The organism is Asanoa siamensis, from assembly GCF_016862555.1.
Taxonomy (GTDB): Bacteria; Actinomycetota; Actinomycetes; order Mycobacteriales; family Micromonosporaceae; genus Asanoa; species Asanoa siamensis.
On sequence record NZ_BONE01000035.1, the window covers coordinates 43313 to 58613 of the forward strand.

Here is a 15301-nt window from a genome sequence, read left to right on the forward strand (position 1 = left end):
CGTTCATCGCGCCCCCCGGAGGTATTCCAGCTCGGGAGCGGTGGCCCGGAGCCTGGCCAGCGCGTCCCGGGTGTTGCTCTTGACGGTCCCGACCGAGCAGCCGAGCACCTCGGCCGTCTGCACCTCGGTCAGGTCCTCGAAGTAGCGCAGCACCAGCACGGCCCGCTGGCGCGGGGTCAGCCGGCGCAGCGCCTGTCGTACGGTCAGCTCGGTGTCCTTGTCCGGGACCCGGTCGGCGACGACGACGTCGGGCGGGTCCGCGTGCGGCCGGTCCACCAGCCGGCGCCGCCGCCACCAGGAGACGTGCTGGTGGTAGAGGACCCGGCGGACGTACGGGTCCGGGTCGCCGCCGGCGGAGATCCGCTCCCACCGGCTGGCGACCTGGACGAGCGCCTGCTGCACCAGATCTTCCGCGAGATGCCGGTCCCCCGTCAGCAGGTAGGCGGCACGGGACAACCCCGCCAGCCGCGCCGCGACGTAGTCGCGGAACGAGTCTTCTGCCGCCATGTCTGGTTACACGCTCCCCGCGCCCCGTTCGGAGGGGTCGTCCCGCAGATTAGGTTGGACGGCATGGGTCGGCAGCGGGGACAGCAGCGACGGGTGGTCGCGCGGATCGGCTCGGGGGTGGCCGAGCTCGTGCCCGACCACGACCGGCCGAACGCGTACACGTTGCTGGTCGACGGTGCCCCGCAGTCGCACGTGGATCTCGACGACCCGACCTATCTCGAGTTCGAGTACGTGCGCCGGATCGCCACGTCGCTCGACCTGACCGCGCCGCCGCGGATGCCGCTGCGGGTGCTGCACCTCGGCGGCGGGGCGCTGACGATCGCCCGGTACGTGGCCGCCACCCGGCCCGGCAGCCGGCAGCGGGTGGTCGACGCCGACGCCAAGCTGATCGACTTCGTCCGCGAGCGGCTGCCCTGGCGGCCCGACCCCAAGCTCAAGGTCCGGATCGGCGACGCCCGCACCGAGCTGCGGAAGGCCCACGACGACGAGTTCGACGTGGTGATCGTCGACGTGTTCGCGGGCGCGCGTACCCCCGCGAGTGTCCGTTCCGTCGAGTTCGTCCGGGAGGCGGCCCGGGTGCTGCACCCCGACGGGCGCTACCTGGTCAACATGACCGACGGCCCGCCGCTGGAGCTGGCCAAGGCCCAGGTCGCGACGGTGGCCGAGGTGTTCGCCGAGGTCGCGCTGGTGGCCGACGGGTCGGTGCTGCGCGGCCGGCGGTTCGGCAACCTGGTGCTGACGGCGGCCAACACACCGCTGCCGACCGCGGACATCGCCCGGCGGGTGGCCGGCGACTGGTTTCCGGGCCGGTTGCTCACCGGCGACGACCTCACCCGGTTCAAGGGCGGTGAGACGGTCGTCACCGACGCGGACGCGACGCCGTCCGCCCCGCCACCGGTCGGCATGTTCGGGCCCCGCCCGGACCCAGGCGACTGAGCTAGGTTGACCACGTGCGGCGGGTGATGAGCGTTCCGGAGGGCTACCACTTCGGTGGCTCGGTCGGTCCGATCCCGATGAGCCGCTGGGACCCGTGCGCCCGGTTCGACGGCGACACGTTCTGGTGGGCGACGCACACGCCGGCCGGCCCGGCCACGCTCTCCCTCCGTCGACAGGGCCGGGAGCTGACCGCCACCGGGTACGGGCCGGGTCAGGCGTGGGTCGTGGAGCAGGCCGACGCGGTCGCGGGGCTGCGCGACGACCTGGCCGGGTTCGCCGAACTCGCCGCCGCCCACCCGGTGGTCCGCGAGCTCGCCCGGGTGCACCGGGGCCGGCGGATCCCGGCGACCGGCATCGTCTTCCCCCGGCTGATGCGGGCGATCTTCGAGCAGAAGGTGACCGGCAAGGAGGCGTACCGCGGCTACGCGGCGACGGTCCGGAAGTTCGGCACCCCGGCGCCGGGTCCGGTCGACGGGCTGACGCTGCCGCCGCTGCCGGAGGTGATCGCGGCCCAGCCCTACTGGGTCTTCCACCCGTTCGGCGTGGAGCAGAAGCGGGCCGACACGCTGCGCCGGGCCGCCGCCGCGGCCGCCGCGATCGAGCGCTGCACGACCGCCGCCGAGGCCACGACCCGGATGCGGTCGATCACCGGGATCGGCGTCTGGACGGCGGCCGAGGTGGTCCGGATCGCGTACGGCGACGCGGACGCGGTCAGCGTCGGCGACTTCCACATCCCCAACACGGTCGCCTGGAGCCTCGCGGGTGAGGCCCGCGGCACCGACGCCCGGATGCTCGAGCTGCTCGAACCGTTCCGCGGCCACCGCGGCCGGGTCTGCATGCTGATGGAGGCCAGCGGGCTGATGGCCCCCAAGTTCGGCCCGAGGATGCCGATCCGCTCGTTCGCCAGGTTCTAGCGGACCAGGCGTTTCAGCGCCCGCGCGCACCAGACCGCGTACGCCCGCTGGAAGAGCTTCGCTCCTGGCCCCGCCGCCTTCATCAGCCGGCCGGCCGGCACGCTGAACGCGGTCACCTCGAACCAGGTGGTGCCGTCGGCGTCCTGGGTGACCACGAACGCCTCCTCGCCGCGGGCGGGATGCCCCGGCAGCGTGCCGTAGGCCCAGCCGGCGCGGCCCGGCTCGTCGGCGACCCAGACGATCCGGCAGGGCGCGCGCAGCGGCCCGATGTGCATCGTCACGTCGACGCCCGGCGCGGCCCGCTCCGAAGCCGTCTCGACCCGGATCCCGGCGGCCCGGTGCATCCGCCAGGTCAGCACCGCCCGCGCGGCGACCGCGAACACGTCGTGCCCGATCGCGGTGCGGTAGCGCAGGTGCCCGTACCCGGCGGGCAGGGGTCCGGTCTCGGTCGCGCCCACTTCGGCGTACGTGTAAGCGGTCATCGCGGAATCTCCGTCCGTCGCCAGGCGAGCAGCGCGCACAACGCGAAACCGACCGCGTTGAGCAGCCCGTGCGTCGCCACCATCCAGGGGATCGACAGGTGCGGCACCGGGAACACGTGCCCGGCCGCCCAGTCGAGGGCCAGCAGCATGGTGACCACCAGCATGCCGGACGAGATCGTGAACAGCACGCGGACCCGGCGCGGTGCGGTCGTCCGGATCCGGGTGACGGTCAGCCCGGCGACGAGCCACATGCCGAGGGTCAGCAGGCCGGCGCCGACGAGTTCGACCTCGTCGCTGAGGAAGTAGCCGACCAGCACGGTGCCGGTGCCGGCGGGGACGCACCAGGCGGCCGCGCGGCCGAGCATCGAGTCGCCGGTCGCGCGGCAGACGAGGGCGGCGACCACGGCCGCGACGAGGCCGGCGTAGTGCAGGTGCGGCACGGTGAGCGCGAGCGTCTCCAGCGGAAAGCCGAGGAGCCGGTGCCCGGCCCGCTCCGCGACGAGGGCGGACGCGGCGACGACGGGCGCGGCCAGCCCGGTCGCCACGGCGACGTCGGCGGCGGCGAACCGGCGCAGCCCGCGCACGGCGCCGGCGGCGAGGACGACCGTCAGGGCGAGGTAGGGGACGGCGAGCAGGGCGGCGCCGGTGCCGCGCGGCAGCCAGAGGGCGACGGCGGCGGGCAGGGCGACCCACGGCCAGACCCGCCGGACGGCGACGGGCGCGCCGACCAGACGCAACGCCAGCGGCACCAGCACGAGCATGGCGAGCGCGTCGACGAGGTTCAGCAGCACGACCACGAGATCATTTGAACACGTTCAAAGTGCCGTGGTCGATGTGACGTGCCCCATGCGCCCGCCGGCCGGGCGCGGGTCGGCCCCTGATCGGGACCGACCCGGCCGGCGATCAGTAGAAGCTGCGGCAGGGAGTGGTGACGAAGTCTCCGGACAACACCGGGAACGCCAGGTGGTCAGCGGTCTGCGGCCCGTAGATCCCGTCGGCGGAGATGCCCTCGCGCCGCTGAGCCCGGATGAGGGCGGCCTTGGTGAGTGCGCCGAAGTCCCGGTCCTGGGTCAGCTTCTCGCCGTAGCACATGTTCAGGGCCTGCTGGAGCCCCCAGATCGCGCTGCCGGTGCCGGCCGGGGTGGGCCCGTCACCCTGCCGCAACTGGCAGCCCCGGACCCAGACGCCGCTCGAGTTGCGGTAGACCGGCACGGACAGGTCCTTGTTCCACTTGGAGGACCACCAGTAGCCGTGCAGGTTGCACGTGGCCGGCGCGGCCGACGCGGGCCCGGCGACACCGAGCACCCCACCCGCGGCGAGCGCCACGACGGCACTGACAACGGCCAACCCCCTGCGAATTCTGCTGTTCACGCTTGTTCCCCCTCCACCGGCACCCCGTCCAGGACCCACCGGCAGTAGACAGCGGTAAATATTCGCAGAGGTTAGCGAACGGTCCACAGTGCCCACTCCCGAGGTCACCGAGTCCCGCGCTCCCGCATGTCGGGACGGCGGCACGGTGTGGACGGCCCGCATGGTGGGCGCCGCTGCACTGGCCCGATGAAGATCGATATCCGACCGGCCCGCGACGGCGATGCCGGCGAGGCGTGGACCGTGCAGCGGGCCGCGTTTCTCTCCGAAGCCCAGCGCTACGACGACCCGCATCTGCCCGTGCTCACCGAGACCCTGGCCGAGTTGGCGGCGGTCATCGGCGGGCCCACGACCGTCCTGGTCGGGCGCGACCCGAACGGGCGCATGGTCGTCGTCGGGCGGGGGCGGGTCGACGAGGACGACACCTGCCACATCGGCCGCCTAGCCGTCGTGCCGGATCTTCGCGGGCGCGGGCTCGGCCGGCTGATGCTCGGGGCCGTCGAGGCCGCCCACCCGCGGGCCGAACGGTTCGAGTTGTTCACCGGCGCCGAGAGTCACGACAACATCCGGCTCTACGAGCGCAACGGCTACGCGATCATCGCCAGGCGGCGGCTCGCGCGTGGGCCCGGCCTCGTTTACCTCGCCAAAGCCGGCGTGCGCTAGCGTCGGATCATGTCGGAGCCGGTCGACCCTCGTGCCCGGCGGCTGTTCGATACCGGGCCCACCGGGCCCGGGGATCTGGCCGCCAGCCCCTTTCGCGCCGATCGCGACCGGATCGTCACCTCGCCCTTCTTCGCCCGGCTCGGTGGGGTCACCCAGGTGATCAGCCCGGGCGGCTCCGGGCTGCTCGTGCACAACCGGCTCACCCACAGCCTCAAGGTCGCCCAGGTCGCCCGGGCCATCGCCGAGCGACTCACCGCCGACCCCGCCAACCGGAACCTGCTCGACAAGCTCGGTGGCTGCGATCCCGACGTCGTCGAGGCCGCCGCGCTCGCCCACGACCTGGGCCACCCGCCGTTCGGGCACCTCGGCGAGGCCGTGCTCGACCGGCTGGCCCGGGAGCGGCTCGGGCTCCCCGACGGGTTCGAGGGCAACGCCCAGTCGTACCGCATCGTGACCAGCACCGAGATCCGTGGCGCCGCGACCATCGGGCTCAACCTGACCGCCGCGGTCCGTGCGGCGATCGTCAAGTACCCGTGGACCCGGCTCGGCTACCCCGACCCGCACCCGCGGCGCATGTCGCCTCCCCCGCGCGGTGCGTCCGCGCCGAGTTGGGCGCCCGAGAGCGGTTCGGCCAAGTTCGGGGCCTACACCACCGAGGTCGACGACCTGCGGCAGGCCCGCGCACCGTTCGCCGGGAAGATCCCCGACTGGCAGCAGACCGTCGAGGCGTCCATCATGGACACCGCCGACGACATCGCGTACGCCATCCACGACGTCGAGGACTTCCACCGCGTCGGCGTGCTCCAGCAGGGCACCGTCGCGGCCGAGCTGATCGGCTGGCAGCGCGAGGCCAAGCGGCTCGGTGGGCTCTCCGACGCCGCGCTGGACGGGAGCAGCCGGCAGGCCGGTGCCGCGATCGAGAAGCTGCGCCGCCGGCTGCACCGCCGCGACCGCTGGGTCACCGACGACGAGGCGTTCGCGGAGGCCGTCGAGCAGGTCCGGCACGACCTCGTCGACGGGCTGCTGGCCGACCAGTTCGACGGCTCCGTCGCGGCGGAGCAATATGTCGCCCGGTTCTCCGGGCGGTGGACCCGCCGCCTCGTCGACGCGATCCGGCTCACCGACAGCCCGGCGGTCCGCTCCGGCCACGTGTTGCTCGACCGGCCGCAGTGGCACGAGGTGCAGGTGCTCAAGCTGATCCACCACCGCTTCGTGCTGGACCGGCCCGACCTGGCCCTGCACCAGCGCGGCCAGGCTCGGCTGCTGGGCACCCTGGTCGAGGCCCTGCTGGCCTGGATCGTCGACCCGGCCGAGGAGGCCCGGCTGCCGCAGCGCCTGCACGACCTGGTCGAGCTCGCCGAGGCCGAGTTGCCGCCCGGCACGCCGGACCGTGCGGCCCGGGCGCGCGGGCGGGCGATCGTCGACTTCGTCGCCGCGCTGACCGACCAGCAGGCGGTCGCGCTCCTCGACGCGCTGTCGGGTCGGTCGGGTCAGCTCTGGACCGATGCGTTCGTACTCTGAGACAGTGCCCGAATGGATCTGACCGATACGCCGACGAACGTCACGATCCTGTGCGCCGTGGCCATGGTGGTCGGCGTGTTCGGCGTGGTCATCCCGTTCCTGCCCGGGCTGCTGCTGTGCTGGACGTCCGCCGTCGCCTGGGCGATCTTCGCGGGTGAGGGCGCGACCCGCTGGGGCCTGCTCGCGCTCGTCACCCTCATCGCGGCGGTCGGCATCTTCGTCAAGTACGCCTGGCCGGGCCGCAACCTGAAACGCAGCGGCGTACCCAACCGGACCCTGCTCCTCGGCGGCGTCCTCGCGATCGTCGGCTTCTTCCTGATCCCCGTCGTCGGCCTCGTCATCGGTTTCGTCGCCGGCGTCTGGCTCGCGGAGATCGCCCGCCTCGGCGACAGCAAGCTGGCCTGGCCGTCGACGAAGCACGCGATCAAGGCGGCCGGCCTGGCGATGCTCGTCGAGTTGGGGGCGGCGCTGTTCATCGCGATCACCTGGGTGGCGGCCGTCGTGGTGAGCTGAAAGCGGCGGCTGGGACTTCTTTCGATACGCGCGTCTGGAAGACTCTGTGAGATGGACCTGCCGATCAACCCGCCGGTCGAGCCGATGCTCGCCAAGAGCGTGCCGGCGATCCCCGAGGCCGAGGGCATGAGCTACGAGCCCAAATGGGACGGGTTCCGGTGCATCGTGTTCCGCGACGGCGACGAGGTCGAGCTGGCCAGCCGGGGCGGCAAGACCCTGACCCGCTACTTCCCCGAGGTCGTCGAGCAGGCGAAGGCGCAGCTACCCGAGCGGTGCGCGGTCGACGGCGAGATCGTGGTCATCCACCGGGCGCAGGGGCAGCAGCCCAAGCTCGAGTGGGACTGGCTGACGCAGCGCATCCACCCGGCCGCGTCGCGGGTCAAGCTGCTGGCACAGGAGACGCCGGCCGACTTCGTGGCCTTCGACCTGCTGGCGCTCGGTGACGAGGCGCTGGTCGACCAGCCCTACGCGACCCGCCGGGCCAGGCTCGAGCAGGCGCTGGCCGGGGTCAAGTCGCCGGTGCACGTCACGCCGACCACGCACGACATCGAGACCGCGCGGCGCTGGTTCGAGATCTTCGAGGGCGCCGGGCTCGACGGGCTGATCGCCAAGCCGGCCGACATCGCGTACGAGCCCAACAAGCGGTTGATGTTCAAGATCAAGCACGCGCGTACGGCCGACGCCGTGGTCGCCGGTTTCCGCTGGCACAAATCGGGCCCCGTGGTCGGCTCGCTGCTACTCGGCCTCTACGACGAGGAGGGCGTGCTGCACCACGTCGGCGTCTCGTCGTCCTTCAGCATGGCCCGCCGTGCGGAGCTCCTCGACGAGCTCGCCGACCACCGCGAGCCGGCCGAGCACCCGTGGATCGACGCCGACAGCGACGAGCAGCAGGTCGGCCCGACGAGCGCGACCGGCCAGCGCCGCCCCGGCGGGGTGAGCCGGTGGACGGGCGGGAAAAACCTGGCATGGGAGCCGCTGCGCCCCGACCTGGTGGTCGAGGTCGGCTACGACGCGATGGAGGGCGACCGCTTCCGGCACACCGCCCAGTTCGTCCGCTGGCGCCCCGACCGCGACCCGCGCTCGTGCGGCTACGACCAGCTCGACCGTCCTGTCCGCTTCGACGTCGACCAGGTGCTGGGTGGCGACCCGGCCGCCGGCACGGGAGTTTAACGAAGTGCGCCTCCGTCTGATCGCCCTCGGCCTCCTCGCCGGCCTGCTCGTGCTGGCCGGCTGCACCGTGCCGGTCGTCGCGCCCAACTCGGGCAACAACGTGCCGCCCGCCGGCCAGCCCGCGCCGGCCGCGTCCGGCCAGCCCGACTGGCGCAACTGCGACAGCATCCCCAACCAGCTGATCGGCCGCGGCGCGCGCGGGATGAGCTACGACTGCGCCACGATCAAGGTGCCGCAGGACTGGGCCGATGCCGGCAACGGGCAGACGTTCGACATCGCGCTGATCCGGGTGCGCTCCGACAAGCAGCACGACCGGATCGGCTCGCTGCTGGTCAACCCCGGCGGCCCTGGCGCCTCCGGCGTCAACCTGGCCGTCTACCTCTCGTTCGGCTCGGCGTTCCAGGGCATCCCGGAAGAGGTGACCGACCGGTTCGACATCGTGGGCTTCGACCCGCGTGGTGTCGCCCGGTCCAGCCCGGTCGAGTGCATCAGCGACGCGCGACTCGACGAGAGCTTCGGCTACGTGCCCGACCCGGAGACGCAAGCACAGTTCGACGGCCTGGTCGACCTCAACAAGAGCATCGGCCGCGACTGCGGCGCGAAATACGGCGACAAGCTCAAGCTCTTCTCGACCGTGCAGACCGCCCGCGACATGGACGCGATCCGCGCCGCGGTGGGCGACCAGAAGATGACCTACCTGGGTTACTCCTACGGCACGCTGCTCGGCGCGACGTACGCCCAGCTCTATCCGCAGAACGTGCGGGCGCTCGTGCTCGACGGCGCGGTCGACCCGAAGCAGAACTTCGTCGCCGGCTCGGAGAGCCAGGCGAAAGGCTTCGCGCTGGCCTTCGACAACTTCGCGAAGTGGTGCACGGCGACACCCGACAAGTGCCCGATCGCGCCCGACGCGAAGGCGGCGGTGAACGCGGCCATCGACAAGGCCGAGGTCTCCCCCGTCACCGGCGCGGGCGGCCGCGAGGCGACCTCGGGCTGGGTGTTCTACGCGGTGATCTCGTCGCTCTACACCCAATCGGGCTGGCAGGCGCTGGCCAGCGCGATCAAGTCGCTGGAGGGCGGCAACCCGGCCCAGGTGTTCCAGCTCGCCGACAGCTACGCGGAGCGCGAGCCCGACGGCACCTACTCCAACCTGTTCGACGCCAACATCGCCGTCAACTGCGCCGACCAGGCGACGCTGCCCGACGCCGCGCAGATCCGCGCGCTGCAGGGCCAGTGGCGCACGCAGATCCCGCTGTTCGGGGCGCCGCTAGCCGTCGGCATGCTGCCGTGCGCCGAGTGGCCGGGCGGGCACGACCCCTACCCGACCGGTCCGGCGACCGGCTCGGCGCCGATCCTGGTGGTGGGCACGACCGGTGACCCGGCGACGCCGTACGCGCAGGCACCCGCCCTGGCCACCATGCTCGGCGTCGGACGGCTGTTGACCTGGGAGGGTGAGGGCCACACCGCCTACCCGCAGACCGGGTGCATCACCGAGGCGGTCGACGCCTACATCCTCAATCAGACGCTTCCGCCCGAGGGGAAGCGCTGCCCGGCGCAATAGGGGCGTCCCGGGCGGCCATCTCCTCCAGCATCCGGCGCACGGCGCGCAGGTTGTGCTTGAGCTCCTCCTGCTCGTCGTGCCGGAACGCGTCGGTGTCGACGATCAGCCTGCTGGCGAAGTGCGCCGTGATCAGCGGGATCACCAGCAGCACCATCGTGGAGATGAGCACGACCGCGATGGCGCGGGCCTGCCAGGTGTCCGGCGAGATGTCGCCGTACCCCACGGTCGACGCGGTGACCACCGCCCACCAGAGCGAGTCGCCGACGTCGACCTTCTCGAAGATGCTGTAGAGCGCCGCGGCGATCACGATCATCAGGGCGTACGACAGCATCAGCGTCCGCGGCGAGTTGGCGAAGTAGACCAGTCCGCGGTAGATCGCCTTGAACGGCAGCAGCAAGGCCTTCATGAGGGGTCATCATGCACCCGCCGCGCCATGTGCGAGGCTGCTCCGCGTGACTGACGTGATCTTTCGTTCCGCTTTGCGGGCCGATGTCCCGGCGATTGTCGCTCTTCTGGCAGACGATCCGATCGGTGCCGGACGCGAGACGGTCGCCGAGGAGGTCGACGCGGCCTACTGGCAGGCGTTCGACGCCCTCGACGGCGACCCGCGCAACACGGTCGTCGTCGCCGAGAGCGCCGGAGAGATCGTGGGCACGATGCAGCTCATCCTGATCCCGTCCCTCACCCGCCGCGGCGCGCAGCGCCTGGAGATCGAGGGCGTCCGCGTCGCCGCCGCGCACCGCGGGGCCGGCCTGGGCCGCCGCATGATCGAGTGGGCGGTCGCCGAGGCCCGCGCGGCCGGCTGCACGCTGGTGCAGCTCACCACCGACAAGCGCCGCACCGACGCACGCCGGTTCTACGAGTCGCTCGGCTTCGCCGCGACCCACGAGGGCATGAAGCTGACCCTCTAATCGGTCGTCCAGTTGGCCGGGTTCTTCTTGCTCGGCTGCACGCGCGGCGGCTCGCCCGGCATCTTCGGGTGGTCGGGCGGATAGGGCATGTCGCCGCCGCGGCCCTCGCGCTCGTCGGCCGCCGACCACTCCAACAGCGGCGTGATGTCGAACGGGTGGTCGTCGATCCCCGCGTGCGGGTCGCCGATCTCCGCGAACCGCTTGGGCAGCGTACGCAGGTCGAAGTCGTCGGGCTCGACGTCGGGCAGCTCGGCCCAGGTCAGCGGGGTCGAGGCGGTGGCCCGGGCGTTGGCCCGCAGCGAGTACGCGCAGGCGATCGTGCGGTCCCGGGCCATCTGGTTGAAGTCGACGAACACCCGCTCGCCCCGCTCCTCCTTCCACCAGCTCGTGGTGACGAGGTCGGGCCGGCGCCGCTCCAGCGCCCGGGCCAGCGCGATCGTCGCCCGGCGCACCTCGACGAACGTCCACCGTGGCTGGATCCGCAGGTAGACGTGCACGCCGCGGCCGCCGGAGGTCTTGGGCCAGCCGGTCGCGCCGATCTCCTCGAGGACCGCCCGCAGCTCGCCGGCCGCCTCGGCCGCGTCACCGAAGTCGGTGCCGGGCTGCGGGTCGAGGTCGATCCGCAGCTCGTCGGGGTGGTCGGCGTCGGCGTCCCGCACGGGCCAGGCGTGGAAGACGACCGTGTTCATCTGCGCGGCCCAGGCGACGTGGGCGAGGTCGATCGGGCAGAGCTCGGTCGCCTTGCGCCCGCTCGGGAAGGTGATCTCGGCGCCGTTGAGCCAGTCGGGCGTGCCGCGGGCCGGCAGCCGCTTCTGGTAGAACGCCTCGCCGTCGATCCCGTCCGGGAACCGCTGGAGCGTGGTGGGCCGGTGGTCGAGCGCCCGCATGATGCCGTCACCGACGGCCAGGTAGTAGTCGAACACGTCCTGCTTGGTGTAGCCGGCCCGCGGAAAGATCACGCGGTCCGGGCTGCTGAGTCGCACGGCGCGCCCAGCGACCTCGACCTCGAGCGCGGCGGCCTTCTTCGACGGCATGCCGTCGACCCTATGCCGTCCGACCGGACCGCACCGGCCCCCGCACCCGGACGCTTTGCTCTGCACCCAGATACGCACCGCAGGTCAGCGGGGGTGGTGCGGATATGGGTGCAGAGCAAAGCACTGGAAACAGCGAGGCCCCCTCGCTCGCGCGTCGACGGAGCGAGGGGGCCTGATCGCGGTCAGGACGGGCGCGGCCCGCGGCGGTGACGGCCGACGTAGCGGCCCGAGCGGACGCCGACGAGTTGCATCGCGGCGCCGCCCGCGGTGAGCACGCCGCCGATGCCGGCGATCGAGCCGACCGGCAGGCCGGTCTTCGGGAGCTCGGGCTGCGCGGCCGGCGGCACGGCCGGCCGCGGCTTCGGCGCCGGCTTGTCCGGGTCGGTCGGCGGTGGCGGTTCCTCGTCCCGCGGTGGGGGCGGCTGCTCCTCGTCGTCGTCGCCGCAGGAGGCCGCCGCGCCGCCGAGCACGGCGAGGCTGTTGCCGCAGACGTTCACGGGCACCTGGATCGGCACGACCACCTGGGTGCCGTTGAGGATCCCGGCGTTGCCGCCGCTGGCGATGTGCGAGACGCCGCTGCCGAACTTCGCCGCCGCCGGCAGGTCCGACGGGCCCTTCGATCGGGCGCCCTCGTCCTCGGCCGGCGCCGCACCGTCGGCGGCCGGTCCGTCGGCGACCGCGGCGAGCACCCGGTCGGCGGCGTCGCCCGCCTGGTCGGCGGCCTGCTGCGCCCGGCCGGTGGCGGCCGCGGCCGCGTCGCCCGTGTCGCCGGGTCCTGCGCCGCCGCCCAGGGCCGCGGCACTGGCCGCCTGGCCGCTGAGAGCGAGCGCGCCGGCCACGACCGCGAGGCCGGCGGCCGGCAGGGCAGCGCTGGCCAACCGTCGTTTGATGGTCATCGTCCTGTTCCTGTCGTCCGGGGAATTCGTGCCGAAAGGAGCATTTGGGGGAGCGTACGGCGCAATGTCCGAAAACGCCCAAGCGGCCGGGTGCGGATCACCCGGCCAGGGTCAGCCGTACCGGTGGGTCTCCCAGAGCAACCGGATCCGGAACTGCTTGCGCTCGAACTCCGGGTCGCGCCCGAGCAGGTGCCCGTCGTACGGCGCCCGGAGCCGGACGATCGAGCCGTCCACCAGCGGCAGCGCGACCACCGTGCGGCGGCCGCGGCGCTCCATCCGCACCTCGACCACCCGGTGCCACGGCGCCGAGGCGTTCAGCGAGCCGGGCACCGCCCACACCCCGACGGCGTCGAGGTCGACGCCGACCCGGTGGCGCAGCAGCACCGCGAGCAGGCCGCCGGCGGGCACGGGCAGCACCAGCACCCACCAGATCTCCGCCGGCACCGTGCGGTGCGGCTCGACCCCGGTCAGCCAGTGCGCCACCACCGGTGCGAGCAGCGCCGACAGGCCGGTCAGCGCGAGCGCGCCGGTGACCAGCAGGCCCACCCACATGCCCCGCCCCAGCGCCTGCCGCCAGGTCGGCCGGAAGCACAGCGGGTCGCCGGGGAGGTGCTCCGTCTGACCGCTGGCCGCTCGGGCCGGGGTACGCATGCACTCCTCAACGACGAGGTCACACCTTGGTAATCGGCTCTTTCGGGAGAGGGGTCGTACGGTTGACGCATGGCACCCGACAAGCCCTCCCCCGTGGCCGAAATCCCCACTGACGAGCTGCCCAGGACCGAGGAGGAGTGGCGCGTCCGGCTCAACCCGGAGGAGTTCCGCGTGCTGCGCCAGCACGGCACCGAGCGGGCGTTCACCGGTGAATACACCGACACGAAGACGCCGGGCACCTACGTGTGCCGGGCCTGCGGCGCGGCGCTGTTCGAGAGCGGCACGAAGTTCGACTCGCACTGCGGGTGGCCGTCGTTCGACGAGGCGATCCCCGGCGCGATCCGCTACATCGAGGACCGGTCGCTCGGCATGGTCCGCGTCGAGGTGCGGTGCGCGCACTGCGACTCCCACCTCGGCCACCGCTTCGACGGCGAGGGGTTCACCCCCAAGGACGCCCGCTACTGCATCAACTCGGTGAGCATGCGGCTCATCCCCGCCGCGTAACGACCGCGGCGATCGTCAGCTCGACGGGGTCGAGGGCGCGTTCGCCGTCCTCGATCGACCAGAGCGCGTTCTGCAGCGTACGGCCGACCGTCCAGGCGGCGGCCCGCTGCCGGTCGAGGCCCATCACCTCGGTCATGAGGTCGAACCGGCGCCGGACCCTGCGTTCCGGCGCCGCGGTGTCCCACCGGTTCCACAGCGCGGGCCACAGCTCGAAGCCGGGGTCACCGGCCAGCGGCTTGGGGTCGATCGCCAGCCACGGCTCGCGGTCCGCGGCGAGCACGTTCTCGTAGTGCAGGTCCCAGTGCAGCAGCCGGTCGCCGGCGTCGCCCGCCACCTCGGCGAGCATCGCCGCCCACCGGCGCAGCACCGCGCCCTCGGCCGGATCGGCGAGCCGCGCCGCCGCGCCGGGGGTGTCCTCGATCATCAGGGCGGCCTTGTCGGCCAGCCGCGGGATCTCCGGCGGCGCGGTGTGCGCGTTCAGGCGGTTGAGCAGCAGGGCGATCACCCGTACGGCCGCCTCGTCGTCGTCGACGGAGCGCAGGTCGCGGTCGGGGTCGAGGCGCTCGATCAGCAGCGTCCAGGTCTCCGGGTCCTCGCGGAGCAGCCGCGCGGCCCCGTCACCGTGCCAGGTGCGCAGCGCGAGACCCTCGCCGGGATGGTCGGGGTCGGTGTCCTGGAGCTTGAGCACCGCGCGGGTGCCGTCGGCGGTGATAACCGGGAGCACGAGGCCTGCCACACCGCTGCGGGTCGGGCCGTCGCGCCGCAACCGCCAGCGGTCGAGGAACTCCGCCGCCGTGCGGGCGACGCCGTCCACCCAGGCCCGGCCCGCGTCGCCGCGGAACCGGACCTGGGCGGCTACGAGAGCCGGGGGTACGACGATCTCATCGGCGGTCATCCGAAGAGGTTAATGCCGGGGTGACCGATGTGGTTCAGCGCCGGTCGAGCACGATCCGGCCGCCCTGCCCGTCGATCCGGTCGGCCTGCTCGTCGTCGAGCCAGACGCCACCGGTGGCGAGGTAACGGAACGTGTACTCGCCCGGGTCGAGCGTGAGCGTCACCGTGCGGGTGCCGTCCCGCCGCGGCTGGAGCTCGTGCCGGCCGGGCTCCCAGTCGTTGAAGCACCCCACGACGCTGACCTGCCCGACCGGGGCGTCTTTGGGCAGGGAGAACGTCACGCGGGTCTTGCTGCCGAACAACTTGCTTCTCTTGATCATGTCGGCTCCTCCCGGTAAGGACACAACCTCATGGAGCTTCCCTGGCGGAACCGTGACATGGCCGGACGACACACCGGGCGTAACGGGCTGTTCATGAGACGCGAATTCCGCTCAGATCGGGCGTTCCGGTTGCAGGCCCCCATATCTCCGGGTAAGGCTGCGGGTAAGCGATTGGGGGCGGACACCATGGCGGTGTGTGAGACCTGCGGCAACGACTACTGGCTTTCCTTCGAGATCAGCACGGTCAGCGGCGACCGGCACGTCTTCGACTCGTTCGAATGCGCCATCCAGCGGCTCGCGCCGATCTGCGAGCACTGCGGCGTCAAGATCGTCGGGCACGGCGTCGAGGTGGGTGGCCGATTCTTCTGCTGCGCCCACTGCTCCCGCGTGTCCGCGGGCGCCGACGGCGCGAAGATCACCGACACGGTGGGCGCGCACCCGGGCTAACTATGCTCGGGA

General features: G+C 72.6%; 20 protein-coding genes. 10 read left to right on the top strand and 10 right to left on the bottom strand.

Translation table 11 applies throughout. The annotated features are described in order from the left end of the window. Positions 1–3 precede the first annotated feature (3 nt). Positions 4–507 (bottom strand): SigE family RNA polymerase sigma factor, encoded by a 504-nt coding sequence (locus Asi02nite_RS21685; RefSeq protein WP_203715709.1) that lies wholly within the window; start codon positions 505–507, stop codon positions 4–6. Positions 508–570: 63 nt separating this feature from the next. Here Asi02nite_RS21685 and Asi02nite_RS21690 point away from each other — a divergent pair, with 63 nt between their 5' ends. Together Asi02nite_RS21690 and Asi02nite_RS21695 are read left to right on the top strand one after the other, a co-directional pair. Then, a complete protein-coding gene (locus tag Asi02nite_RS21690) occupies positions 571–1443 on the top strand; it encodes a spermidine synthase (protein WP_203715710.1) in 873 nt (290 codons plus the stop codon). 26 nt (positions 1444–1469) lie between these two features. Next, a complete protein-coding gene (locus tag Asi02nite_RS21695) occupies positions 1470–2357 on the top strand; it encodes a DNA-3-methyladenine glycosylase family protein (protein ID WP_203715754.1) in 888 nt (295 codons plus the stop codon). On the opposite strand, the gene Asi02nite_RS21700 is transcribed toward Asi02nite_RS21695, so the two are convergent. The 3 genes from Asi02nite_RS21700 to Asi02nite_RS21710 all read right to left on the bottom strand — a co-directional run bounded on the left by Asi02nite_RS21700 (position 2354) and on the right by Asi02nite_RS21710 (position 4186). Further along, positions 2354–2839, bottom strand: a complete 486-nt coding sequence (locus tag Asi02nite_RS21700; RefSeq protein WP_203715711.1) for a DUF1990 domain-containing protein — start codon at positions 2837–2839, stop codon at positions 2354–2356. The genes Asi02nite_RS21695 and Asi02nite_RS21700 overlap by 4 nt on opposite strands. Next, positions 2836–3636, bottom strand: a complete 801-nt coding sequence (locus Asi02nite_RS21705; protein WP_203715712.1) for a YndJ family protein — start codon at positions 3634–3636, stop codon at positions 2836–2838. Before Asi02nite_RS21705 ends, Asi02nite_RS21700 begins: the two co-directional genes overlap by 4 nt. Before the next feature lie 106 nt (positions 3637–3742). Continuing rightward, entirely contained in the window at positions 3743–4186 is a 444-nt protein-coding gene (locus Asi02nite_RS21710; RefSeq protein ID WP_203715713.1) for a peptidoglycan-binding domain-containing protein, read from the bottom strand. A gap of 210 nt (positions 4187–4396) precedes the next feature. Between Asi02nite_RS21710 and Asi02nite_RS21715 the strand changes: the two genes are divergently transcribed. From Asi02nite_RS21715 to Asi02nite_RS21735, 5 genes are read left to right on the top strand one after another with little or no spacing between them, the layout of a single operon-like run. Continuing rightward, complete coding sequence (locus tag Asi02nite_RS21715; protein ID WP_203715714.1) at positions 4397–4870, top strand: GNAT family N-acetyltransferase; 474 nt, start codon at positions 4397–4399, stop codon at positions 4868–4870. Between the two features lie 9 nt (positions 4871–4879). Further along, complete coding sequence (locus Asi02nite_RS21720) at positions 4880–6391, top strand: deoxyguanosinetriphosphate triphosphohydrolase family protein (protein ID WP_203715715.1); 1512 nt, start codon at positions 4880–4882, stop codon at positions 6389–6391. Positions 6392–6403: 12 nt separating this feature from the next. Further along, the gene (locus Asi02nite_RS21725; protein WP_203715716.1) at positions 6404–6904 is read left to right on the top strand and encodes a DUF456 domain-containing protein; all 501 of its coding nucleotides are present in this window, start codon (positions 6404–6406) and stop codon (positions 6902–6904) included. A 51-nt stretch (positions 6905–6955) separates the two neighbouring features. Next, a complete protein-coding gene (locus Asi02nite_RS21730) occupies positions 6956–8074 on the top strand; it encodes an ATP-dependent DNA ligase (protein WP_203715717.1) in 1119 nt (372 codons plus the stop codon). 4 nt (positions 8075–8078) lie between these two features. Beyond that, positions 8079–9632 (top strand): alpha/beta hydrolase, encoded by a 1554-nt coding sequence (locus Asi02nite_RS21735; protein ID WP_203715718.1) that lies wholly within the window; start codon positions 8079–8081, stop codon positions 9630–9632. On the opposite strand, the gene Asi02nite_RS21740 is transcribed toward Asi02nite_RS21735, so the two are convergent. Continuing rightward, positions 9586–10038, bottom strand: coding sequence for a potassium channel family protein (locus Asi02nite_RS21740; protein ID WP_203715719.1), 453 nt, complete (start codon positions 10036–10038; stop codon positions 9586–9588). The two genes, Asi02nite_RS21735 and Asi02nite_RS21740, sit on opposite strands and share 47 nt — an antisense overlap. A gap of 46 nt (positions 10039–10084) precedes the next feature. On the opposite strand from Asi02nite_RS21740, the gene Asi02nite_RS21745 reads away from it, so the two are divergent. Then, complete coding sequence (locus tag Asi02nite_RS21745) at positions 10085–10543, top strand: GNAT family N-acetyltransferase (RefSeq protein WP_203715720.1); 459 nt, start codon at positions 10085–10087, stop codon at positions 10541–10543. Here the strand turns inward: Asi02nite_RS21745 and ligD are convergent. From ligD to Asi02nite_RS21760, 3 genes are all read right to left on the bottom strand, one after another. Further along, positions 10540–11577, bottom strand: a complete 1038-nt coding sequence (gene ligD / locus Asi02nite_RS21750) for a non-homologous end-joining DNA ligase (protein ID WP_203715721.1) — start codon at positions 11575–11577, stop codon at positions 10540–10542. The two genes, Asi02nite_RS21745 and ligD, sit on opposite strands and share 4 nt — an antisense overlap. Positions 11578–11759: 182 nt before the next feature. After that, a complete protein-coding gene (locus Asi02nite_RS21755) occupies positions 11760–12473 on the bottom strand; it encodes a chaplin family protein (RefSeq protein WP_203715722.1) in 714 nt (237 codons plus the stop codon). A 111-nt stretch (positions 12474–12584) separates the two neighbouring features. After that, positions 12585–13124, bottom strand: a complete 540-nt coding sequence (locus tag Asi02nite_RS21760; RefSeq protein WP_203715723.1) for a hypothetical protein — start codon at positions 13122–13124, stop codon at positions 12585–12587. A gap of 69 nt (positions 13125–13193) precedes the next feature. On the opposite strand from Asi02nite_RS21760, the gene msrB reads away from it, so the two are divergent. Next, positions 13194–13628 carry a peptide-methionine (R)-S-oxide reductase MsrB gene (gene msrB / locus Asi02nite_RS21765; RefSeq protein ID WP_203715724.1) on the top strand — a complete coding sequence of 145 codons (435 nt, stop codon included), beginning with the start codon at positions 13194–13196 and terminating at the stop codon, positions 13626–13628. On the opposite strand, the gene Asi02nite_RS21770 is transcribed toward msrB, so the two are convergent. Both Asi02nite_RS21770 and Asi02nite_RS21775 read right to left on the bottom strand, forming a co-directional pair. Continuing rightward, a complete protein-coding gene (locus Asi02nite_RS21770) occupies positions 13612–14523 on the bottom strand; it encodes an aminoglycoside phosphotransferase family protein (protein WP_203715725.1) in 912 nt (303 codons plus the stop codon). The genes msrB and Asi02nite_RS21770 overlap by 17 nt on opposite strands. A gap of 34 nt (positions 14524–14557) precedes the next feature. Then, positions 14558–14842 carry an isoamylase early set domain-containing protein gene (locus Asi02nite_RS21775; protein WP_203715726.1) on the bottom strand — a complete coding sequence of 95 codons (285 nt, stop codon included), beginning with the start codon at positions 14840–14842 and terminating at the stop codon, positions 14558–14560. A 186-nt stretch (positions 14843–15028) separates the two neighbouring features. On the opposite strand from Asi02nite_RS21775, the gene Asi02nite_RS21780 reads away from it, so the two are divergent. Continuing rightward, on the top strand, positions 15029–15289 hold the full coding sequence (locus Asi02nite_RS21780) for a metallothionein (protein WP_203715727.1): 261 nt from the start codon (positions 15029–15031) through the stop codon (positions 15287–15289). Positions 15290–15301: the final 12 nt, after the last annotated feature.